This window comes from Flavobacterium sp. Leaf359 (assembly GCF_001423985.1).
In the GTDB taxonomy this organism is placed as follows: Bacteria; Bacteroidota; Bacteroidia; order Flavobacteriales; family Flavobacteriaceae; genus Flavobacterium; species Flavobacterium lindanitolerans.
The window spans coordinates 45,204-65,906 of the sequence record NZ_LMPW01000012.1 but is presented as its reverse complement, the minus strand read 5'-3'; the positions used below and the strand labels follow the sequence as shown (position 1 = coordinate 65,906).

The window sequence follows — 20,703 nt, the reverse complement described above, 5'->3', positions numbered from 1 at the left end:
TCAAAAGGTTGCGTCATTTTTTATATTTTTGCTAAAATTCCGAAATGTTAATGTTACTTAATAGTTACTCCAATTTAAACTTTGAATGCGGAACAGACGAGGCGGGACGCGGCTGTCTTGCCGGACCTGTAACTGCCGCCGCATTAATTCTGCCCGAAGATTTTCTTAATGAATTATTAAATGATTCCAAGCAATTGTCAGAAAAAAACAGAGATTTCCTGAGACCTATTATTGAAGAAAATGCCCTATGTTATTCCGTTACCCATATTGAGCCGGGAATTATTGATGAGATAAATATCCTGAACGCCTCAATCCATGCCATGCAGGAATGTATAAAAAAGCTGAATCCTATACCTAATTATATTATAGTAGACGGCAATCGTTTCAAACCCATAGCCAACATACCGCATAGCTGCATCATCAAAGGTGATAGTAAATACCTGAGTATCGCCGCCGCTTCTATTTTAGCAAAAACATACCGGGATGAGTACATGAATCAGATTCACGAAGAATTTCCAATGTATAATTGGAAACAAAATAAAGGCTACCCAACTAAAGAACACAGGGAAGCCATAAAGAAACATGGCACGACCAAATACCACAGGATGTCGTTCCGTTTATTGCCAGAGCAGTTAGAAATCGAATTTTAAACCATCGCAGCTTTAAAAGTAACAAACTGCGATTCGAAGAGTTCCGTGAAGTATTTTTTTATTTTTTCTTTCACCTCTTCCATATCTATTTCTTCCATGCCAAGCTCTACATTTAAGGATGTCACCGATTTGCCCCGGATGCCACACGGAATAATATTATCAAAATACCCCAGGTCAGCATTTACATTCAAGGCAAAACCATGCATGGTAACCCAACGGGAAGCCCGCACTCCTAAGGCACATATTTTTCTTGCAAAAGGCGTTCCTACCCCCAACCAGACACCGGTTTCCCCTTCGCTTCGGGTTGCAGTAAGCCCATAATCTGCCAAAACACGAATAAAAATCTCTTCCAGAAAACGGAGGTACTTGTGAATATCTGTAAAAAAGTTTTCCAAATCTAAAATCGGATAACCTACAATCTGACCAGGCCCATGATAAGTAATATCACCTCCCCTGTTTATTTTATAAAAAGTGGCTCCTTTACTCTCCAATTCTTTCTCACTCAAAAGCAGGTTGTTAAAATCACCGCTTTTCCCTAGTGTATAGACATGCGGATGTTCTACAAAAAGAAAATAATTTGGAGTATTCAGTTCCAGCCCTTCCCTTCTGTTTTTTATTTTTAAATCAAGAATATCTTTAAAAAGGCTTTCCTGATATTCCCAGGTATCTTTATAGTCTTTCCGGCCCAAATCCAGAAGCTGAATCTCTTTATTCATAACACAAACTTTATCAATACAAAGATACTAACTTAAGTACCACAATTTACACAGGCGAAAACACAGACAACCCATTAATGCAATCGTTAAATATTAACAAATTAAATATATTAAATTTATTTTATTTAAATTTACACATATACATTCGTAAATAATAACTTCTAAAACAACATTATTATGAATTGGAAAACTACTTTTAAAAATCAAAAAAAACAATTTACCCGTATTAGATTTCACAATATGAAGTTTATTTTCGGAATTCTTTTTTGTTCGTTAGGATTTCAGGCACATTCTCAATACTGCCAGCCAGTATTGGACTGCACCGATGACGATTTAATCCTAAATGTTTCAATAGGAACATTGACCAATGCCAGCACATGTGGCAGTAACGGATATAGTAATTTTACAGCATTGGCAGCACCTAACCTTAATATGGGATCCTCTTATCCTATTTCAGTGACTGTTGGAGATGGATGGTCAAACGAATCCGTAAGCGTATGGATTGATTATAACGGAAACAACTCTTTTGAAGCTTCTGAATTCACATACATCGGCACGGGAAGCGGCAGCGTTGTAACCGGAAACATCACGATTCCAACAACAACTACAGTCGGAAATAAAAGAATGAGAGTTCGTGTAGCGGCAGTTGGCGCAGCAGCAGCTACAGATGACCAGGCTTGTGATGAAGATTCTGAATATGGGGAAACAGAAGATTACACTGTCAATATCCAGCCTGCCTTAGGAATTGATGAAATAAAAAATCAGAACAAACTGGTTGTATCAAACTCAAATAGCCTTTTAAACATCAACAGTTCCAATAGCTTAATAGACAGTGTTGAACTTTATGACCTTACCGGCAAATTAATTTACCATAAGACCAACATCAACAACAGTTCTTCCAGTTTAGACAGTTCGGTATTTGGCAATCAAATTTTAGTGCTAAAAATACTGACTTCAGACCAGGTTGTGCATATTAAAAAAATAGCCAACTAAACAGGCTGAAATTCTACCTTTAAAAAGGCTGCCATTTAAATGGCAGCCTTTTTTTCATCTTTTCATTTTTTTGATTTTCTGACATACCAACTTTTAATTATCTTTGCACCCTTAAAATTAACACTATATGCAACTTTCAGAACAAGAAATCATCAGAAGAGAAAAGTTGGGCAGACTGAGAGAACTCGGTATTAACCCATATCCGGCTAATTTGTTTCCAGTGACGCACACTTCGAAACAGGTCAAGGACACTTTTGAGGAAGGAAAGAAGGTGATTGTTGCAGGTCGTGTGATGAGCACACGAATTCAGGGAAAAGCTTCATTCGCATCCTTACAGGACAGCGAAGGACGCATTCAGATTTATGTAAATCGTGACGAATTATGTCCCGGCGAAGATAAAACTCTTTATAACGAAGTTTTTAAAAAATTGGTTGATTTAGGCGATTTTATAGGCGTTGAAGGAACCTTGTTCACCACACAGGTAGGCGAAAAATCAATACTTGTGACCAATTTTTCCCTGTTAAGTAAAACACTCCGCCCATTGCCATTACCAAAAATAGACGCTGAAGGCAACCTTCACGATGGTTTCACAGATCCGGAATTGCGCTACCGTCAACGTTATGTTGACCTGGTTGTAAATCCGCAAGTAAAAGAAGTTTTCGTAAAAAGAACAAAACTGTTCAACGCCATGCGTAACTTTTTCAATGCGGCAGGATATATGGAAGTAGAAACTCCTATCTTACAATCTATACCGGGAGGGGCTGCAGCAAGACCATTCATCACGCATCATAATTCTTTAGACATTCCTTTATACATGAGAATAGCTAATGAATTGTATTTGAAAAGATTGATCGTAGGCGGTTTTGACGGTGTATATGAATTTTCAAAAAACTTCAGAAATGAAGGAATGGACAGAACTCACAATCCTGAGTTTACTGCTATGGAAATTTATGTAGCCTACAAGGACTATAATTGGATGATGGAATTCACAGAAAATCTTTTGGAGCATTGTGCGGTAGCAGTAAACGGAACCCCTGAAGCAACATTTGGCGAACACAAAGTAAGCTTCAAAGCCCCCTACGCCCGTTTGACAATGACAGATGCCATTAAAAAATATACGGGTTTTGATATTTCCGGAAAATCAGAAAAAGAAATTTTCGAAGCTGCGCGTTCTATGGGAATTGCAGTTGATGAAACTATGGGTAAAGGAAAGTTAATTGATGAAATTTTTGGAGAAAAATGCGAAGGAAACTTTATCCAGCCAACTTTCATTACCGATTATCCAAAAGAAATGAGTCCGCTTTGCAAAGAACACCGTGACAATCCGGAACTTACGGAACGTTTTGAACTGATGGTCTGCGGAAAAGAAGTGGCGAATGCTTATTCCGAATTGAACGACCCTATCGATCAAAGAGAGCGATTCGAGGCACAATTGAAATTGTCTGAACGAGGTGATGACGAAGCCACGCAGTTTATCGACTATGATTTCCTTAGAGCTTTAGAATACGGAATGCCTCCTACATCAGGATTAGGAATAGGAATGGACAGATTGATAATGTTCCTAACCAACAACGCTTCTATTCAGGAAGTACTATTCTTTCCACAGATGCGTCCTGAGAAAAAAACTGTAGAAGTTGAGCTTACAGCAGAAGAAAAAGGAATTATTGAAATCCTGAAAACTAATGAAAATGCCATGCCTTTAAACCTGTTAAAAGTCAAAGCAGATTTGAGTGGCAAAAAATGGGATGCTTCTATGAAATCGCTGGCAAAACATGCTTTAACAAAAGTATCTATTGAGGGTGAAGACAAAATAGTCCACTATATCGGATAATATGGCTTGACACAATATTCAAAAAGACTGTTCCCTTGGACAGTCTTTTTTTTATTACCAGAATCGTAATAACTTTGAAAAGCAGCAAAACCTGTTAAAAAATTACATAACCATCAATTTTACAATTATATTTCTTTGATTTTATTTTTAAATGATTTAGATTTGGTTTCTTAAACCTAATCAAATCAGCTATTATGAAAAAAATACTTGCTATTCTTGCCTTTTTCCTTGCATTCTCAATTGGAGCAATTGCACAAGAATCTCAAAAAGACGCTTATGCATCTGCCCAAGCGGATTTTGCTGCACTAAACGCAGTAATACCTATATCTAAGAAAATAGAAAAAGACATCAAGGAAACGCTTTATGATAAACATAAATTTTTAATCTCACGAACTGATGTGACCGCAGAACAAAAAGCTCAGCTTTCTACAGAAATTGAGACAAAATTAGCTGAGATATTATCTCCTGAACAATTCAGAAAGTTAAAAGCAAACCAACAACTCTTTAAAAAATTAACTCAATAATTTTTTAGAATTATATACAAAAAAAACCGCCCTATGGCGGTTTTTTTATTTTAAATCCTAAATAAATACAAAAAATACAACTGGAGATTAAACCTTTCTTTCCTACTTCGGTCTTATTATTAAACTAAAAATTTAAAAAAGAAAAGATTATGAAAAAAATGTTTGTATTTGCAGTATTGATGATAGGAATGGCATCATTTGCACAAGAAAAACCAGTTGTCAAAAAAATGGACAGAACTAAAATGGAAAGGTTAACACCGGAACAGCGTAATGAACAGCACTTGAAAAAACTGACTACAGATCTTGGACTAAACGAATCCCAACAAAAACAAATGGCTGCGTTACTTTCTGAACAGTCTGCAAAAAGAGAGGCTAAAAAAGCAGAAAGAGAAAAATTAATGCAGGCAAAACGTACGGAAAGAAATGAAGAAATGAAAGCTTTCGACACTAAGGTTAAAGCTATTCTAACTCCGGACCAATCTAAAAAATGGGACGAAATGAAAGCTGAAAAACGTGAAAAGGGAAAAGAAAAAGTTCAGGAAAGAAGAAAAAGAGCTGAAAAAAAGTAAGTAAATATTGAATGTTTTTTGAAATTATCGTATTTTGGCTTCAAATTTGATATACTATTATCAAAACAAATTCATTTTAATCATGAAAAAATTTATTGCTATTCTATCGGTATTTTTTGCATTCACGATTGCTTCATTTGCCCAGACAAGTCCTGCTGATCTTGCAAAAAAAGATGTTGCTTCCTTATCCGAAGCAGTAACATTAAGCGAGCAGAATAAAGCCACTTTTCTGGAACTTTTCAAAAAGAAACATGAAGCGCTATCGAAGCCAGGACTTACTGATGACAAGAAAAAAGTAATTTACAAATCGATTGATGCTAAATTGAGAGGTACTTTAAGTGCGGAACAGATGGCAAAAATCGACAGCAATCCTGAATTATTAAAACAACTGACTCAGAATTAATCTTCTGAGATTCAATAAAAAAAGGCTTTCCAATTGGAAAGCCTTTTGTATTTAGAATTGTTTCGATACTTTATCGACAGCATTTATTGTGAAATCTAAATCTTCATAAGTCAGTGCATCTGTAATGAACCAGGTTTCATAAGCCGATGGCGCTATATAAACTCCTTCCTGTAACAGACCATGGAAGAATTTCTTGAAATATTCATTATCGCCTTTTGAAGCCGATTGCAAATCCGTCACCGGATTTTCATCAAAATGTACCGAAATCATTGAACCTACCCGGTTAATTGTATAAGCAATGCTATTGGCAGTTAATTTTTCTCTTATCCCTTTTTCCAAATAAGCTGTTTTTTCATCCAATCTTTTAAAAACATCGGCATCAGCATTCAGAGCTTTCAGCATTTCAAGACCTGCTGCCATCGCCAGAGGATTTCCGGACAAAGTTCCGGCCTGATACACAGGTCCTACAGGCGCCAGATAATTCATAATTTCATTTCTTGCAGCAAATGCTCCCACAGGAAGTCCGCCACCTATCACTTTCCCAAAAGTGACAATATCGGCTTTGATGCCAAAAAGCTCTTGCGCCCCTCCTTTTGCAAGGCGAAACCCTGTCATGACTTCATCAAAAACCAACAGTGCACCATTTTCATCACAAAGACTTCTTAAAGCCTTTAAAAAGCCCTCATTTGGAGGAATACAACCCATATTTCCTGCTACAGGTTCAATAATTATAGCTGCAATTTCATTTTTATTAGCATTGAACAAATCAGCCACATTTTGAATATCGTTGTATCTGGCCAACAAAGTATCTTTAGCTGTTCCCTGTGTTACTCCCGGACTGTTTGGCGCTCCAAAAGTAATGGCTCCGCTACCGGCCTGGATTAAAAACGAATCGGAATGTCCGTGATAACAACCAGAGAATTTGATAATCTTATCTCTCTTTGTATAACCTCTTGCTAAACGTATGGCACTCATACAGGCCTCTGTCCCGGAATTTACAAACCGGATTTTATCAATATTCGGAACCATAGAAACTGCTAATTCCGCAATTTCTGTTTCCAAAGCAGTAGGCATACCAAAAGAAGTTCCCAACTTTGCCCTTTCAATTACAGCATTGACAACCGGATCATAGGCATGTCCTAAAATCATTGGTCCCCAGGAATTGATATAATCTATCAATCTGTTTCCGTCTTCATCATACAGATAGGCTCCTTTAGCAGATTTTACAAAAATTGGTGTGCCACCAACAGCTTTAAACGCACGAACCGGAGAATTGACTCCTCCGGGAATTACTTTTTCAGCCTGAGCAAAAAGCTGGCTGCTTCTTTGATATAACATACTTTTAATTAACAACCCTGGCAGGGTTTGGAACCCTGCCAGGGTTAAGATTAAATTATTTTACTTTTATAAATTGTCCAATCGAAATGGCATTGTCAGAAAGATTATTCAATCTTTTCAAATCGTCAACAGTAGTATTGAATTTTTTTGAAATCGAATATAAGGTATCTCCTTTTGTCACTTCATAAAAACCTTCCGTATTGCCCGGCCTCGTATTCACGGCTACCGGTTGACTTTTCTGGATAGGCGTAAACTCTACACCTAAAACCTCAGCATCATATTGATGCAAATTGTATCGTTCAATATAGCTGATTAACTTATCCGGATATTTTGGGTCTGTTGCATATCCCGCAGCTTTTAACCCTTTTGCCCAGCCCTGATAATCTCCTTTTTCTAACTTAAAAAGGCTGGCATAACGGCTTCTTCCCGTCAAAAACTCTGCATGGTCCCTATACGATTCAGCCGGGTCATTATATTTCCTGAAACATTCCTGTTCGGCATCATCATCATGACGGACACTTTCTCCGGTCCATCCTGTATGGCATTTGATTCCGAAATGGTTGTTTGCTGTTTTGCTCAAAGTTCCGGAACCAGCGCCCGATTCCAAAATTCCTTGCGCCAGAATAATACTTGCAGGTATACCATACTGTTTCATGTTTCCTTTTGCAATGTCTTTGTATTGCAAAACATAACTGTTTACCACATCGCTATATACGATTGTCTTTGAAGTTGATTCGATAACTTCTGTAGTACGACCTGAGCCAGCACCGGATTTGGTAGTTGATACTGTTCTTCCGGTGTGAGTTTTTCTTGCTGCTACCTCTCTTTTCGGCTTATAAGCCGCTTTTTTTGTCGTAGCTACCTTTGACTTTGAAGAACCGCAACTAGCCAGCGTTGCAATTGTCAATAGAAAGAAGATTTTTTTAAACATTGATATTTATTTTGGGTAATTGTTTATTCTCTAATACTGTGTTCATCCCCTGGATACCTTGCAATCCGCCTGTGTGGATTATCAAGATTTTCGACTTGTCGGGAAAATAATTTTTCTCAATCAAATCGGCAACACCAAAGACAAGCTTTCCAGTATAAACGGGGTCTAACGGAACATTATTATCCTGATAAAAATTATTTATAAATTCAATCAGTTCTAAATTGACTTTTCCATAACCGCCGAAATGATAGTCAGCAATCAGCTCCCAATTTTCATTTAAGGCAAATTTACGAATTTCTTTTTTTAGGAAATCCCCTTTTAACGCCGGAAATCCTAAAACTTTCTGATGCGGCAATGCCGAATTAATGATTCCCGAAATCGTACCTCCCGTTCCCACTGCACAACAGATATAATCAAATTGCGAATCATCAACAGTCAATATTTCTTCACAACCCTTAACCGCCAACTCATTTGTTCCCCCTTCCGGAATAAGATAAAAATTACCAAACCTGCGTCTTAATTCCTCCTCAAATTCCGGACTTTGCTTATCCGAATATTGCGCCCTTGAAATGAACTCAAATTGCATGCCGTTTTCCTGAGCAAATTTCAGGGTTGGGTTGTCTTCGATCTTCTCTCTCAATTCATCACCCCTGATTATCCCAATGGTTTTAAAATTATTTTCTTTTCCTGCAAAGGCAACAGCTGCGATATGGTTCGAAAAAGCACCACCAAAAGTCAACAACACAGAATATCCATCTTCTTTAGCTTTTAGCAGGTTATATTTGAGCTTTCTATATTTATTTCCGGAAACAAACGGATGAATAAGGTCTTCCCTTTTTATGAAAACATCAACAGTATTCTTGTTTAAAACAAACTGTTTTTTTACCTCAATCATATATTCATTAGATTAGAACACAAAAATCCGAAAGAAATATTGGAAATTAAAAGATTAAAACCATTTCTAGCGATTTTATACAAAAAAAGCCTTTGGAATGTCCAAAGGCTTTTCTCAGATTATCAAAAACATCATTCTTTGACAATCTTCATATTTTTAACTGTCCCTTCAACATTTGCCTTCAAGATATAGTTCCCGGCAGACAATCCCGATACATCTACCTGAGCATCGGCGGCCTCAATTGGCTTAGCTAAAACCTGTTGCCCAATCAAATTATAAATTGCTATGTCGGAGATTTTCTGGTTGTATGACAAATTCAGCGTTTCCTTTACAGGGTTTGGATAAGCAGTAATCTGCTTTTCATTAAATTCTTCAACACTCAAAGGTGGTGTTACGGTAAAATCGGTTACACTGAATGCAAGGTTGTTAGGTGTTGACCAAATTCCCACTGCAAAATAAATGGTCTGATTGGCCTCTAAAGCCGTAGCTGTAACAGTCATTGTTGTTCCCAACGTTGGAGCATATCGCCAATCCCGACAGCCATCTAAAACTGTTCCATTACAACCCGTAAAAGCCATAAGACCAATGTAATTGATATTGGTTACGATTGTAAAAGAAACCGATTCGCCTGCCGCAGGACCGGTTGTATAAGAAAAAACATAATCATCACCAATAGAAGTAAAACAGTTGTGATGGTATTGTCCGGCAGTGCCACATAAAGTAGCCGCGGTAACCCAGGTACCCGGACTTCCGGCACCAGCTCCCGGCGTAGTTATTCCTGCTGCCGTATAGCCGTTTGTTAACTGGACAGCTCCTACACACGAAAGCTGCGAGTAGGCACAAGAAGAAATGAAAAGTAAAATGAGGGTAAAGTTTTTCATAATTTTCTGCGATTTTAAAAGTTAAGTAATTATTTAAATAAACATTAACCCCAAATTTAACAAATATCACAGAATAAACTAATTACATCACAAATACTTTCTAAAATCCCATACTTTCCTGTTTTTTAGATAATCCAAATCAAACTCCCGGGAATAGGCTTCCTTTTCAAAACTGATATTTCTGTAAGCTATGTTTTTATTTTTATACTGAATCAGCCTTATCATATATTCTACGGAATACCACAGAAAAAAAGGAATGATTAAAAATTCCAGCTGTTGGCGGATGTGAATCTTTTCATGATTGACCAATACCCTATTTTGCCTGTCTAAAGGATTTTTAAGAATGACAAACGGGAACAATGTTATGCCACGATAACCTTTAGGAATTAAATATCTGGAAACGATTAGAAACATTCATTATAAAGTTTATAAATTTGTATTTATGAATGAGCAAAATAATGAAAATAAATTAAAAGAAGGCGAAGATTTTTATTATACGCCCGAAGGTTACAAGTGCTTTACAGAAAAACACCATTTAAAAAGGGGTTACTGTTGCAAGAGCGGATGCCGGCACTGTCCTTACGGGTTCGATAAAAAAACAGGGCTGAATAAAAAATAGGCAACCTTATTATCCTGCGAAAAAACGAATTTGAATCAAATATACTAACGGGCCAAAAGACAGCCCTGAAATTAACAACTAAAATGACTTTCCAAGAACAAATACAACAAGGCATTCCATCGGTTTTGCCGCAACCAAAGCCATACGAAACCGATATAAATCATGCACCAAAAAGAAAAGAAATTCTTTCTGCCGAAGAAAAAAAATTAGCTGTACGCAATGCCTTGCGTTATTTTGATGCGAAACATCATGAGGTTTTGGCCAAAGAATTCAGAGATGAATTGGAGACCTATGGCCGAATTTACATGTATCGTTTACGCCCGGACTACAGAATGTATGCCCGGCCGATTTCAGAATATCCGGGAAAATCAGAACAGGCAAAGGCGATTATGCTCATGATTCAAAACAACCTGGATTATGCTGTGGCGCAACATCCGCACGAATTAATTACGTATGGTGGTAATGGTGCCGTTTTTCAAAACTGGGCACAATACCTGCTAACTATGAAATACCTTTCTGAGATGACCGACGAGCAGACTTTGGTTATGTATTCCGGCCATCCGATGGGATTATTTCCATCTCACAAAGAAGCACCAAGGGTTGTTGTTACTAACGGAATGGTTATTCCTAATTATTCCAAACCGGATGATTGGGAAAAATTCAATGCTCTGGGAGTTTCACAATACGGACAAATGACGGCAGGAAGTTATATGTATATTGGCCCGCAAGGTATTGTTCACGGAACAACAATTACTGTTTTAAACGGATTCCGAAAAATAAAAAAATCACCTGGCGGACACCTTTTCGTCACTTCAGGATTAGGCGGAATGTCAGGAGCACAGCCAAAAGCCGGAAATATTGCGGGTTGTGTTACCGTTTGTGCAGAAGTCAATCCAAAAATCACCCACATACGCCATTCACAGGGATGGATTAATGAAATCATAGAAAATATTGACGAATTGGTTCCGAGAGTAAAAAAAGCCCTGGAAAATAAAGAAGTAGTTTCTATTGCCTATTTAGGAAATGTTGTGGATGTATGGGAGCGATTTGACCAGGAAAATCTGCATATCGATTTGGGTTCAGACCAGACTTCCTTACATAATCCATGGGCTGGCGGCTACTATCCTACCGGATATACTTTTGATGAATCGAATGAACTGATGGCCAATGACCCTGAAAAATTCAAAGCCGAAGTACAGAAAACATTACGCCGACATGCAGCCGCCATCAACAAACATACAGCCAAAGGAACTTATTTCTTTGACTACGGAAATGCTTTCCTTTTGGAAGCTTCGCGTGCAGGTGCAGATGTAATGGCCGAAAACGGTATTGATTTCAAATATCCAAGCTATGTACAGGATATTATGGGTCCAATGTGCTTTGATTACGGATTTGGACCTTTCCGTTGGGTTTGTACCTCAGGAAAACCTGAAGATTTGCAAAAAACTGATGAAATAGCTTCAAAAATATTGGAAGAAATGTCCAAAACAGCTCCGGTTGAAATCCAGCAGCAAATGCAGGATAATATCCAATGGATTAAAGGCGCTCAGGAAAACAAACTGGTCGTGGGTTCACAAGCCAGAATTCTTTATGCTGATGCCGAAGGAAGAATCAGGATTGCCGAAGCTTTTAACCAGGCAATTGCCAAAGGAGAAATTGGCTATGTGGTATTAGGGCGCGACCACCACGATGTTTCCGGAACAGATTCGCCTTACAGAGAAACTTCCAACATTTATGACGGTTCCCGATTTACTGCAGATATGGCTATCCATAACGTCATTGGCGATAGTTTCAGAGGCGCAACCTGGGTTTCGATCCATAATGGCGGTGGCGTTGGCTGGGGCGAGGTTATTAACGGTGGCTTTGGTATGGTTCTTGATGGTTCAAAGGAAGCTTCCAGACGCCTGGAATCTATGCTTTTCTGGGATGTAAACAATGGGATTTCCAGAAGAAGCTGGGCCAGAAATGACGGTGCCATTTTTGCTATAAAAAGGGCAATGGAAGTACAACCGTTATTAAAGGTTACGCTTCCAAATAAGGTAGACGAAAGCCTTTTGGATTTTTAAAATTTTCATTAAGCAATCATGAAAACGCTAAGCAGTATTTCATTAATGTTTATGAGCCTTGGGTTCTTTATTCTCGGGATGCTTTTTGAAAATGTACGATTAAAAATCGTTGTCCTGACAGCCGCTGCAATTGTAAGCATTGCTGCTGCAATAAAAAGTTTTCAGGAAAAGAAAAAGAACAAATAACTCATTCTCAATAAAATATTAAATAAATTGCTATGAAAACAATTAAATTATTACCCCTGCTCTTTCTTTTTGCACTGGTATCCTGCTCATCAGTGCAGGTTGCTACGGATTATGACAAAAATGTTGATTTTGCCAACTACAAATCATTTGCCTTTTTCAAATCAGGCATTGATAAAGTTGAAATTTCCGACCTTGACAAAAGAAGAATACTGAACGCAATTGATGCGGAACTAACTGCCAAAGGAATAACAAAAAGCGAAAATCCGGACCTTCTGGTTAATATTTTCACCAAGTCAAGACAGCAAGTTGATGTTAACCAATTCAATGCCGGATGGGGCTATGGTTGGGGATGGGGCTGGAACCCATGGATGTGGGGCGGCAGGTCTACTACCGTTTCTACTACAACAGAAGGAACCCTATATATAGACCTGATTGATGCCCGAAAAAAAGAACTGATTTGGCAAGGTGAAGGCGTAGGCGTACTGACGCAGAACATCAACAAAAAAGATGAGCGCATCAAGGAATTTGTCAAAAAAATCCTGGAGAAATATCCTCCCGGAAAGAAATAATAATACGATTTAAAAAACCGCAATTTCTTGCGGTTTTTTTATAGCCTGGTTTTCGATTATTCGCAACACCAGGTGTTCGACTATTTTTTAAATTTTTTAAGACATGTTTCTGCTAAAGATTTGTAATTTTACAAAAACTACAACGTTTGAAAACATGAATGCACCTTTTGAAAGCAACCCATTAATTGACAGACTTCCTGAACATTTAAAGCAATTTATAAAACCGCAGGATTATGAAGACTATACACCTATCAATCAGGCTGTATGGCGCTATGTAATGCGTAAAAATGTGGATTATCTTTCAAAAGTAGCACACAATTCATATTTGGACGGATTGAAAAAAACAGGTTTGGAAATAGAAAACATTCCAAACATGTATGGCATGAACCGCATCCTTAAAGAAATAGGATGGGCGGCTGTAGCTGTTGACGGATTTATCCCGCCAAATGCTTTTATGGAATTCCAGGCCTACAATGTTTTGGTAATTGCTTCCGACATCCGACAATTAGAACATATTGAATATACGCCTGCTCCGGATATTATCCACGAAGGTGCCGGCCATGCTCCCATTATTGCTAATCCGGAATATGCCGAATACCTGAGAAGGTTTGGCGAAATTGGCTGCAAGGCTATCTCATCTTCCAGAGATTATGAAATGTATGAAGCCATCCGACTGCTTTCTATCCTAAAAGAGGCAGAAGGAACACCGCAGGACGAAATCGACGCTATTGAAAAAAAGGTGGACGAACTTCAAAACGATATGGGTGAATTGTCTGAAATGGCACTTATCCGAAACCTGCATTGGTGGACAGTAGAATATGGATTGATTGGCGATATTAATAATCCGAAGATTTATGGCGCCGGTTTACTTTCTTCAATTGGAGAGAGCACCTGGTGTATGACCGATAATGTAAAAAAGATTCCTTATGATATTACGGCGGCTTTCCAAAGTTTTGATATTACAAAACCACAGCCGCAACTTTTTGTTACCCCGGATTTCGCACACCTGAGTCAGGTTTTGGAAGAATTTGCCAACACTATGGCCCTAAGAACCGGAGGACTTTCAGGTGTTCAAAAATTAATACAGTCAAAAGCTTTAGGCACGATTGAATTAAGTACAGGAATACAGATTTCCGGCGTATTTACCAACGTTATTGAAAGTGAAGGGAAACCTGTTTATGTACAAACCACGGGAGAAACTGCCCTATCTTACAGAGAAAAAGAACTGGTTGGGCATTCCACATCCTATCATTCAGAAGGCTTTGGCAGCCCAATTGGCAAACTCAAAGGAATCAATCTGGCTATTGAGGACATGAGTCCGAGAGATTTAAAAGCATACGGTATTTATGAAGGAGAACGTGTTACGCTTGAATTCCAGGGTGATATTACTGTTACGGGAGAAATTATTACCGGCACAAGAAATATTCAGGGAAAAATTATCCTGATTAGTTTTAAAGATTGTACAGTAACCCATAACGACACCGTCCTTTTCCAACCGGAATGGGGAATATATGATATGGCTGTAGGCAAAAAAGTAATTTCCGCTTTTTCCGGACCAGCCGATGTCAGAAGTTTTAATCTGGTTAACCATGTGCCTTCAAGCAAAACTATAAAGGCCAAAAAAAGTACGGAAAGAGAAGAGCTGGAAAGCCTTTACCTGAACGTCAGAAATATGCGTGAAGGGAAGACACCGTTTATGACTATTGAAAAAACCTTTGAAATACTAAAAGAAAACCATCCTAAGGATTGGCTTTTGGCGGTAGAAATTGCCGAATTACTCGACAAGAACCATCAAACCGATTTCTTACAGGAAGTGCTTATTTATCTCGAAAAACTAAAACAAACCCGTCCTGAAATAGCTCATTTAATTTCCGGTGGTTTGGAATTAATTTTTGAGAACGAAAGCGTTTAATCTATAAAAAAACAGGGAATCGATTGGCTAAAGCAACACTTTGTCAATCGATTCTTCATTTACAGTCTGCCCGTCATAGCGTAGGGTCCATCCCATTGAATTGGTCGTAATCAATATTTTGGAAAGCTCGCTAATCAGCCTGTTCTGGGCATTTGTCTTCAAAGATGATTTTTCTATTTTTTTAGCCAGATTGGCCTTTACAGACTTATTGATTTTATTGTAGTCATCGCCTGTAAAAGGATTCATACGGCTCTGATTAATATCATAGAACTTGATATCAGGATTTATTTTTATTTCTTCTTTGGGAATGTATTTGATTGTTATCGTTTTGTTTTTCTCATCAATATCATATTTCATCTGTCTCAGGTCATAAGACACAGTCACATCTGCATTTACAATAACCAATGCCTTCTTCTCAAAAGAAATCAGGTCCATTAAATATTTTTCCTGGTCTTTATAGGTAAGCACTTCGGCAAAATGTCCTTCTGTAACAATCAACTTGCCTACATTCACAATTCGTTCCTGAATAAGATTGGTGTCATATTCTATTGTGGAACGGTCATCTTTTTTGAATTCACAAAAACGAAAGGCTAAAATAACGGCTAATACTATTCCGGCTATGATGAGGATTCTTCGCATTTCTTTTTTCTATAAAGTTACAGAATTTTAATAATGTCCTGCAAAGATTTTGTTTATATCAACTTGTTGTTTTTGGCTTTTTCAATGGCTTCAATCTTGTTGTGCACCTGAAGCTTGCCATAAATATTTTCGATATGTTTTCTCACCGTGCCTGGTGAAAGAATAAGATTGTCTGCTATTACATTATAATTCAAACCTTTGCTCAGCTGTTCTAAAACTTCTATTTCGCGGGAGGTGAGCTTGACTTCTTCAACGCATTTCCGTTCAAATTCTATCGGATTCCGAAGCAGTTTTAATGTCTTTAGGGCAATTGAAGGATTCATTGCCGCACCACCATTCATGGTTTCCAAAATGCCCTGACACAAATCTTTTGGATTTACTTCTTTCAGCAAATAACCGTCTGCCCCAACCTTAATGGCATTAAAAATGTTTTCATCATTATCAAAAACAGTCAGCATGATAATTTTGATATGCGGATATTTGCTTTTTACACGTTCTGTTGCTTCTATACCGTCCATTTCGGGCATTTCTATATCCATCAATATCAAATCAATATTGTGGTTGGCTTCGAGTTTTTCAAGTAACTCTTTCCCATTGAGTGCCGTGAACCGGCATTGTAATTCGGTAAAAAAAGACAATTTTTCCAGAATGGTTTTCTGCAAAAAGTAATTGTCGTCTGCTATAGCTATCTTGATGGACATGGTTTTTGTGGATTAGGCGTTATTGGGAAGAAACAGTTTCATTGCCGTTCCTTCACCCGGTTTAGAATTAAGTTCAATTTCACCCCCGATTTCTTTGGCGCGTTTTCGGATATTATTGAGTCCGTTTCCTTCCTTATTCAGCCCGGGACTGAATCCTTTGCCGTTGTCTGTTACTTCTATGACCAGATTATCTTCATCTCCATCAATGGTTACTGCTATTTTTCCGGCTCCGGAATGTTTTATGGAATTGTTTATTGTTTCCTGAATAATCCTGTAAATATTCATTCCTTCTACAGATGTAAATGTCCTTTTACACAAACCGGCATCAGAATAAACAAATTGGAAATCAATTCCTATAGAAGAGATTTTGGCATTATCAATAAAGTTCGATATTCTTGATTTTAAATCCTCAAAGGTTATCTGGTTCATATTCATCGCCCAAATCGTATCCCGAAGTTCATAAATAGTTTCTTTGGTAAATTCGCTGATTCCCGCCAATCGGTTTTGCAGCCTCTCATCGTCAATCTGAAAGCCATATTTGAGATTGTCTATTGACGAAATAATAAAAGTCAGCTGTGCCCCAATAGTATCGTGCAGGTCTCTTGAAATCCGGAGCCTTTGTTCCTGTAATTTATTTTGGGTTTCGATTTTTAAAAGTGCATCTTTAAGTTCATTTTCTTTTTGAAGCTGTATGTTTTTTAGTTTCTGCCTGTTGAAAAACTGCCAACCTATTAAAACGGAAAGCAACAACAGAAAAACAACCGCCAGAATCATGAGGTTTTTACGTTCAATTTTTAACTCATTCTCTGCAATTCTCGCTCTTTGTATCAGGATTTCCCTTTCCTTTTTTTCCGTTTCATACTGGGTTTCCAACTCAAAAACGGCTTTGGTTTTTTCTTCTTCAAAAAGAGCGTCCCTGCCTTTGGAATAGGCACTTGACAGTTCGTAAGCTTTTAGATAGTTTCCAATACCCGCATAAGCATTGGCGAGATTTTTTAAAGCATTGACTTCCAGAGGAAATAATTTTGCCTTTTTTATATAGCCCAAAGCTTCTTCAGAAATGCGAATACTTTCCTTAAATTTTGATTGCTTGTTCAAACTTCTGGAATAGGCATTCGAAATATTCCCTATTTCATAATCATTTTTAAATTTTTTATGCAGGTTTATGGCCTGCAAATAAAACACTTCTGACTTATCGTATTCTTTCAGGCTATCGTAAGCAATTGCAATATTAGAAACCGGATAGGCCACATACCTATCATAACCCAGTTTTTGATAGCCTTCTTTTGCCAGTTCCGAATAGCGTATTGATTCTCTGAACTTTTTGAAATCAATCAGAACAGAACCTATATTTCCTGAGGTAGCCGCAAAACCAAATTCTGATTTGTTTCGGGCATAGATGGTGTTAGCTTTTTTATAATAGTCTAACGATTTTTCGTATTCTTTTTGGGTTTTATAAACGATTCCGATGTTTACATAGGTCATCGCTATTTTTTCACTGTCTTTTTTCCTTTCATATATTTTCAGGGCTTTGAAATAGTTTTCCAATGCTTCCTGAAATTTTCCCTGCTGGTCTAAACAAATCCCGATATTGTTGAAAGTGTCTGCCATTCCAATCCGGTCTTTCAATTTGACACGAATATCGAGGGCTTTTTTATGGTAAAAAAGTGCCGAATCCAGTTTGCTTCGAACTTCAAAATTTAAGGCAATACTGTTATAGCTAACCGAAATAAGACTGTCGTTTTTGATTTCCTGTGAAGTTCTTAACGCTTCCCGGGCATACAAAAGTGAATTTTCGGGATTGGAACTTGACAATTCATCCGAAAGCAGAATTAGCGATTTGGCTTTGGAAACACTGCTTTTAGAATAAATCTGTTTTTTTAAACTGTCAATTTTTGTCCTATTGGCTTGACTGAAACCGGAAATAGCTCCAAACAGAAGGAAAACTGCCAAAATAAATTTAGTTTTTAAGTGCATAGTCTCAAGATATAACAGACAAAAACAATTTGGGCTCTTTAAAAATACAAAAAATCTTGCCTCATTAAAAAAGTCCTTTCCAGGCGCACAAAACTATTTTCCCACTGCGGCCTGAAAAGGACAAGTCAACAACTTTTATTGTTGTGTTAGATTGTGAGTGCGGATTACTTTACAAGTCCGTATTTCCACTCTTAAATTCAAGACTTTTATTGAGCCGTCTGGATTTTAGCTTTGAATGTTCCTTCTGTAATCTCCACACTTTCTGTAGAATTTGAGACATTCTCTGGCGCAGTCGCTGAAAATGTTCCTTTTACATAAGTATCTGTCACTTCCGTAATTTCTACCAAACCATCACCTCGAACCGAAGTAAAAGTCTTGAACTGGCCTACTGTAGCTCCTGCTTTAAGATAATTAATATATCCCGCCATCAGGTTATTGTTTCCTGAAGTATAGCTTCCAACTCCGTTATAATTCATAACCTGAATCTGAATTGAGTTTCCACCATTATCGCTGCTTTGGATAACCAGAATGTTGTTTGTAATGACCGCCATCGGGTCAAAATAATTGGAATTGGAATAGTTGGCTCCATTCACTTTTGCTGTTAGCGAAAATCCTCCTGAATTTGATCCTCCACCGCTATCATCGCTACTGCATGAAAATAAGATTGTGGCCAAAAGACACATTGCTCCTAATGTTTTTAATGTTTTCATAGTTAAAAGTTTTAAGTTAGTTATTAAAATTTGTTTGATTTTAAAGGGATGCTATAGCTTTTATTTTATAATCTTCTTGGTGTCTTTTTGAAGTGAAAGCGTCAAGGCCGAAACATACATCTTAAAGGCACTAACCATTGACTGCGGACTAAATCCTCTTTCTGTCCAGAAATAGGCGATGTAGTTAATTGAATTGTTTTTTTCGATATAATAGCTCTTTACCAGAATAATGTCTGTATTTAGCAGATTCATCAATTCCAGGGCATCTTTTGAAGAAGTTCCGGCCACTAAAGAATAAGAACTGCTAAAACAAACATATCTTTTTGAAGGGTCGATATCAATAAAGACATCATACGTATCCTGCACCTTAATAAAGCCATCCTGAGTTTCCAGAACCTTGATATACGCATTTTCAAATGTTTGTTTTAAAAGTGCCGGAGTCAGATTTTCTGCCGGAACTAAATTTTGGGAGAAGGCTGTCGTTCCGAGAAAGAAAAGGAAAACGATAGCCATTTTTGAAAGTAAAGTTGTTGGTTTCATAATAAATTATTTTTTAGGTTTTAACATTCCAAAATTCTCTTTATTCCGGGCAAAAAAAAATACGGCATCTGCCGTATTCTTATAAAAATGAACCTATTACAGTCTCAAAAATCCATAAAAGGGTACTTCGATTTCAAAACCAATATCTTATTCTGAAGGTTTTCTAAAAACTTTTGGTGCTGTTCTGATTGCGGATTAAACGACCTGTGGCTCAGTCCCTTCTGAATACTGTCTATTTCCTGCATTATTGAAGAAGCATCTTCCGATATCCAGGTTTCTGCAAACCGTTTCCAGATGTAATCTATTGCCAATGAACCGGGATGAATCATGTCTTCTGCATAAAAGCGGTAATCGCGTAATTCGTCCATCATAATTTCATAGCTTGGAAAATAGGTGCTTTCTGTAGCATGGACTACCTCTTGAAGGCTCGAAATTAGATTGGCTTTGCTCCATTGGTTTTCCACAAAACCATCTTTGATGTGACGCACAGGAGAAACTGTAAAAATCAATTTTGTTTTCGGATTGAAAGTCGAAATGGTTCCGATAATTTCTAAAAGGCTTTCTTTAATCTGTACTACAGAAAGTAATTCTTTTTTAAACGCCGCCTGAGGCACTTTATGACAATTTGCTACGATGGCATCTGTTTCAATTTTCCGATAAACCCAGGAGGTTCCTAAAGTGATTATAACATGCGAACTTTCCAGTAAAGCATTGTGAAAATTCCCTATACCAGAATTAAGGTTCTCCAAAAACGTTGTCTTGTCTGCAAGGCTCAACTCAGAATGTACGTCAAATGAATGCCATCTTTCGTTATGATAAAAAACATCTTTTTCTGAGAACAGTTCCTGTCGGACCGCTTTGTGTATTATTTTCTGTAACGCCAACGGATGAAATAAGATTCCGAAAGGATTGGTCGTATTCTGAAATTTAAAATAATTCAGCTTGTTTCCCATGTTTTCGGCAAAGCAGGAACCCAATGAAACAACTTTCGAAGCATAATCGATTGAATGAGAGCTTTTGGGTATTGGTACAGGCGTAGCGAATTGCATTTGT

23 protein-coding genes are annotated in these 20,703 nt (G+C 37.6%); 11 read left to right on the top strand and 12 right to left on the bottom strand.

Annotated elements, in window-relative coordinates:
* The first annotated feature begins 50 nt into the window (after positions 1-50).
* Positions 51-650: a ribonuclease HII gene (locus tag ASG38_RS08640; protein ID WP_056069256.1), complete on the top strand. Its 600-nt coding sequence runs from the start codon at positions 51-53 to the stop codon at positions 648-650.
* On the opposite strand, the gene lipB is transcribed toward ASG38_RS08640, so the two are convergent.
* A complete protein-coding gene (gene lipB / locus ASG38_RS08635; RefSeq protein ID WP_056069253.1) occupies positions 647-1,366 on the bottom strand; it encodes a lipoyl(octanoyl) transferase LipB in 720 nt (239 codons plus the stop codon). The two genes, ASG38_RS08640 and lipB, sit on opposite strands and share 4 nt — an antisense overlap.
* A gap of 240 nt (positions 1,367-1,606) precedes the next feature.
* Between lipB and ASG38_RS08630 the strand changes: the two genes are divergently transcribed.
* From ASG38_RS08630 to ASG38_RS08610, 5 genes are all read left to right on the top strand, one after another.
* On the top strand, positions 1,607-2,359 hold the full coding sequence (locus ASG38_RS08630; RefSeq protein ID WP_157486127.1) for a GEVED domain-containing protein: 753 nt from the start codon (positions 1,607-1,609) through the stop codon (positions 2,357-2,359).
* Between the two features lie 127 nt (positions 2,360-2,486).
* Complete coding sequence (gene lysS / locus ASG38_RS08625) at positions 2,487-4,190, top strand: lysine--tRNA ligase (RefSeq protein ID WP_056069248.1); 1,704 nt, start codon at positions 2,487-2,489, stop codon at positions 4,188-4,190.
* A gap of 194 nt (positions 4,191-4,384) precedes the next feature.
* Positions 4,385-4,714 (top strand): hypothetical protein, encoded by a 330-nt coding sequence (locus ASG38_RS08620; RefSeq protein WP_056069245.1) that lies wholly within the window; start codon positions 4,385-4,387, stop codon positions 4,712-4,714.
* Between the two features lie 149 nt (positions 4,715-4,863).
* Positions 4,864-5,283: a hypothetical protein gene (locus tag ASG38_RS08615; protein ID WP_056069241.1), complete on the top strand. Its 420-nt coding sequence runs from the start codon at positions 4,864-4,866 to the stop codon at positions 5,281-5,283.
* 82 nt (positions 5,284-5,365) lie between these two features.
* On the top strand, positions 5,366-5,686 hold the full coding sequence (locus tag ASG38_RS08610; RefSeq protein WP_056069238.1) for a hypothetical protein: 321 nt from the start codon (positions 5,366-5,368) through the stop codon (positions 5,684-5,686).
* A 51-nt stretch (positions 5,687-5,737) separates the two neighbouring features.
* Here ASG38_RS08610 and hemL read toward each other — a convergent pair whose 3' ends face one another.
* The 5 genes from hemL to ASG38_RS08585 form a co-directional block, all read right to left on the bottom strand.
* Positions 5,738-7,024 (bottom strand): glutamate-1-semialdehyde 2,1-aminomutase, encoded by a 1,287-nt coding sequence (gene hemL, locus ASG38_RS08605; protein ID WP_056069236.1) that lies wholly within the window; start codon positions 7,022-7,024, stop codon positions 5,738-5,740.
* Between the two features lie 55 nt (positions 7,025-7,079).
* Positions 7,080-7,955, bottom strand: coding sequence for a glucosaminidase domain-containing protein (locus ASG38_RS08600; protein ID WP_056069232.1), 876 nt, complete (start codon positions 7,953-7,955; stop codon positions 7,080-7,082).
* Positions 7,948-8,850 carry a 1-aminocyclopropane-1-carboxylate deaminase/D-cysteine desulfhydrase gene (locus tag ASG38_RS08595; protein WP_056069229.1) on the bottom strand — a complete coding sequence of 301 codons (903 nt, stop codon included), beginning with the start codon at positions 8,848-8,850 and terminating at the stop codon, positions 7,948-7,950. Before ASG38_RS08595 ends, ASG38_RS08600 begins: the two co-directional genes overlap by 8 nt.
* Positions 8,851-8,981: 131 nt before the next feature.
* The gene (locus ASG38_RS08590) at positions 8,982-9,731 is read right to left on the bottom strand and encodes a T9SS type A sorting domain-containing protein (RefSeq protein ID WP_056069226.1); all 750 of its coding nucleotides are present in this window, start codon (positions 9,729-9,731) and stop codon (positions 8,982-8,984) included.
* A gap of 87 nt (positions 9,732-9,818) precedes the next feature.
* Entirely contained in the window at positions 9,819-10,145 is a 327-nt protein-coding gene (locus ASG38_RS08585) for a hypothetical protein (protein WP_056069223.1), read from the bottom strand.
* Between the two features lie 28 nt (positions 10,146-10,173).
* On the opposite strand from ASG38_RS08585, the gene ASG38_RS18005 reads away from it, so the two are divergent.
* The 5 genes from ASG38_RS18005 (at position 10,174) to ASG38_RS08570 (ending at position 15,083) form a co-directional block, all read left to right on the top strand.
* A complete protein-coding gene (locus ASG38_RS18005) occupies positions 10,174-10,350 on the top strand; it encodes a DUF5522 domain-containing protein (protein WP_162239682.1) in 177 nt (58 codons plus the stop codon).
* A gap of 83 nt (positions 10,351-10,433) precedes the next feature.
* On the top strand, positions 10,434-12,416 hold the full coding sequence (locus ASG38_RS08580; protein WP_056069220.1) for a urocanate hydratase: 1,983 nt from the start codon (positions 10,434-10,436) through the stop codon (positions 12,414-12,416).
* Positions 12,417-12,434: 18 nt separating this feature from the next.
* A complete protein-coding gene (locus ASG38_RS17680) occupies positions 12,435-12,602 on the top strand; it encodes a hypothetical protein (RefSeq protein WP_157486125.1) in 168 nt (55 codons plus the stop codon).
* Positions 12,603-12,634: 32 nt separating this feature from the next.
* Positions 12,635-13,171 (top strand): DUF4136 domain-containing protein, encoded by a 537-nt coding sequence (locus ASG38_RS08575; RefSeq protein WP_056069217.1) that lies wholly within the window; start codon positions 12,635-12,637, stop codon positions 13,169-13,171.
* Between the two features lie 154 nt (positions 13,172-13,325).
* Positions 13,326-15,083, top strand: a complete 1,758-nt coding sequence (locus ASG38_RS08570) for an aromatic amino acid hydroxylase (protein WP_056071358.1) — start codon at positions 13,326-13,328, stop codon at positions 15,081-15,083.
* A gap of 27 nt (positions 15,084-15,110) precedes the next feature.
* Here ASG38_RS08570 and ASG38_RS08565 read toward each other — a convergent pair whose 3' ends face one another.
* From ASG38_RS08565 to ASG38_RS08540, 6 genes are all read right to left on the bottom strand, one after another.
* Positions 15,111-15,722 (bottom strand): DUF4230 domain-containing protein, encoded by a 612-nt coding sequence (locus tag ASG38_RS08565; protein WP_056069215.1) that lies wholly within the window; start codon positions 15,720-15,722, stop codon positions 15,111-15,113.
* A 53-nt stretch (positions 15,723-15,775) separates the two neighbouring features.
* On the bottom strand, positions 15,776-16,423 hold the full coding sequence (locus ASG38_RS08560) for a response regulator transcription factor (protein ID WP_056069212.1): 648 nt from the start codon (positions 16,421-16,423) through the stop codon (positions 15,776-15,778).
* Between the two features lie 12 nt (positions 16,424-16,435).
* A complete protein-coding gene (locus ASG38_RS08555; RefSeq protein WP_162239681.1) occupies positions 16,436-18,376 on the bottom strand; it encodes a sensor histidine kinase in 1,941 nt (646 codons plus the stop codon).
* 230 nt (positions 18,377-18,606) lie between these two features.
* On the bottom strand, positions 18,607-19,110 hold the full coding sequence (locus ASG38_RS08550) for a hypothetical protein (RefSeq protein ID WP_056069207.1): 504 nt from the start codon (positions 19,108-19,110) through the stop codon (positions 18,607-18,609).
* A 60-nt stretch (positions 19,111-19,170) separates the two neighbouring features.
* On the bottom strand, positions 19,171-19,650 hold the full coding sequence (locus ASG38_RS08545; protein ID WP_056069204.1) for a YbjN domain-containing protein: 480 nt from the start codon (positions 19,648-19,650) through the stop codon (positions 19,171-19,173).
* Between the two features lie 104 nt (positions 19,651-19,754).
* Positions 19,755-20,699 (bottom strand): GSCFA domain-containing protein, encoded by a 945-nt coding sequence (locus tag ASG38_RS08540; RefSeq protein ID WP_056069201.1) that lies wholly within the window; start codon positions 20,697-20,699, stop codon positions 19,755-19,757.
* Positions 20,700-20,703 lie beyond the last annotated feature (4 nt).

Bases quoted from the DNA above. Each gene is read 5' to 3' on its own strand.
- ASG38_RS08565 (WP_056069215.1), bottom strand. From the start codon at position 15,722: ATGCGAAGAATCCTCATCATAGCCGGAATAGTATTAGCCGTTATTTTA.
- lysS (WP_056069248.1), top strand. From the start codon at position 2,487: ATGCAACTTTCAGAACAAGAAATCATCAGAAGAGAAAAGTTGGGCAGA.
- ASG38_RS08590 (WP_056069226.1), bottom strand. From the start codon at position 9,731: ATGAAAAACTTTACCCTCATTTTACTTTTCATTTCTTCTTGTGCCTAC.
- ASG38_RS08545 (WP_056069204.1), bottom strand. From the start codon at position 19,650: ATGAAACCAACAACTTTACTTTCAAAAATGGCTATCGTTTTCCTTTTC.
- ASG38_RS08580 (WP_056069220.1), top strand. From the start codon at position 10,434: ATGACTTTCCAAGAACAAATACAACAAGGCATTCCATCGGTTTTGCCG.
- ASG38_RS08610 (WP_056069238.1), top strand. From the start codon at position 5,366: ATGAAAAAATTTATTGCTATTCTATCGGTATTTTTTGCATTCACGATT.
- ASG38_RS08570 (WP_056071358.1), top strand. From the start codon at position 13,326: ATGAATGCACCTTTTGAAAGCAACCCATTAATTGACAGACTTCCTGAA.
- hemL (WP_056069236.1), bottom strand. From the start codon at position 7,024: ATGTTATATCAAAGAAGCAGCCAGCTTTTTGCTCAGGCTGAAAAAGTA.
- ASG38_RS08600 (WP_056069232.1), bottom strand. From the start codon at position 7,955: ATGTTTAAAAAAATCTTCTTTCTATTGACAATTGCAACGCTGGCTAGT.
- ASG38_RS08595 (WP_056069229.1), bottom strand. From the start codon at position 8,850: ATGATTGAGGTAAAAAAACAGTTTGTTTTAAACAAGAATACTGTTGAT.
- ASG38_RS17680 (WP_157486125.1), top strand. From the start codon at position 12,435: ATGAAAACGCTAAGCAGTATTTCATTAATGTTTATGAGCCTTGGGTTC.
- ASG38_RS08615 (WP_056069241.1), top strand. From the start codon at position 4,864: ATGAAAAAAATGTTTGTATTTGCAGTATTGATGATAGGAATGGCATCA.
- ASG38_RS08560 (WP_056069212.1), bottom strand. From the start codon at position 16,423: ATGTCCATCAAGATAGCTATAGCAGACGACAATTACTTTTTGCAGAAA.
- ASG38_RS08630 (WP_157486127.1), top strand. From the start codon at position 1,607: ATGAAGTTTATTTTCGGAATTCTTTTTTGTTCGTTAGGATTTCAGGCA.
- ASG38_RS08550 (WP_056069207.1), bottom strand. From the start codon at position 19,110: ATGAAAACATTAAAAACATTAGGAGCAATGTGTCTTTTGGCCACAATC.
- ASG38_RS18005 (WP_162239682.1), top strand. From the start codon at position 10,174: ATGAATGAGCAAAATAATGAAAATAAATTAAAAGAAGGCGAAGATTTT.
- ASG38_RS08620 (WP_056069245.1), top strand. From the start codon at position 4,385: ATGAAAAAAATACTTGCTATTCTTGCCTTTTTCCTTGCATTCTCAATT.
- ASG38_RS08640 (WP_056069256.1), top strand. From the start codon at position 51: ATGTTACTTAATAGTTACTCCAATTTAAACTTTGAATGCGGAACAGAC.
- ASG38_RS08540 (WP_056069201.1), bottom strand. From the start codon at position 20,699: ATGCAATTCGCTACGCCTGTACCAATACCCAAAAGCTCTCATTCAATC.
- ASG38_RS08585 (WP_056069223.1), bottom strand. From the start codon at position 10,145: ATGTTTCTAATCGTTTCCAGATATTTAATTCCTAAAGGTTATCGTGGC.
- ASG38_RS08575 (WP_056069217.1), top strand. From the start codon at position 12,635: ATGAAAACAATTAAATTATTACCCCTGCTCTTTCTTTTTGCACTGGTA.
- lipB (WP_056069253.1), bottom strand. From the start codon at position 1,366: ATGAATAAAGAGATTCAGCTTCTGGATTTGGGCCGGAAAGACTATAAA.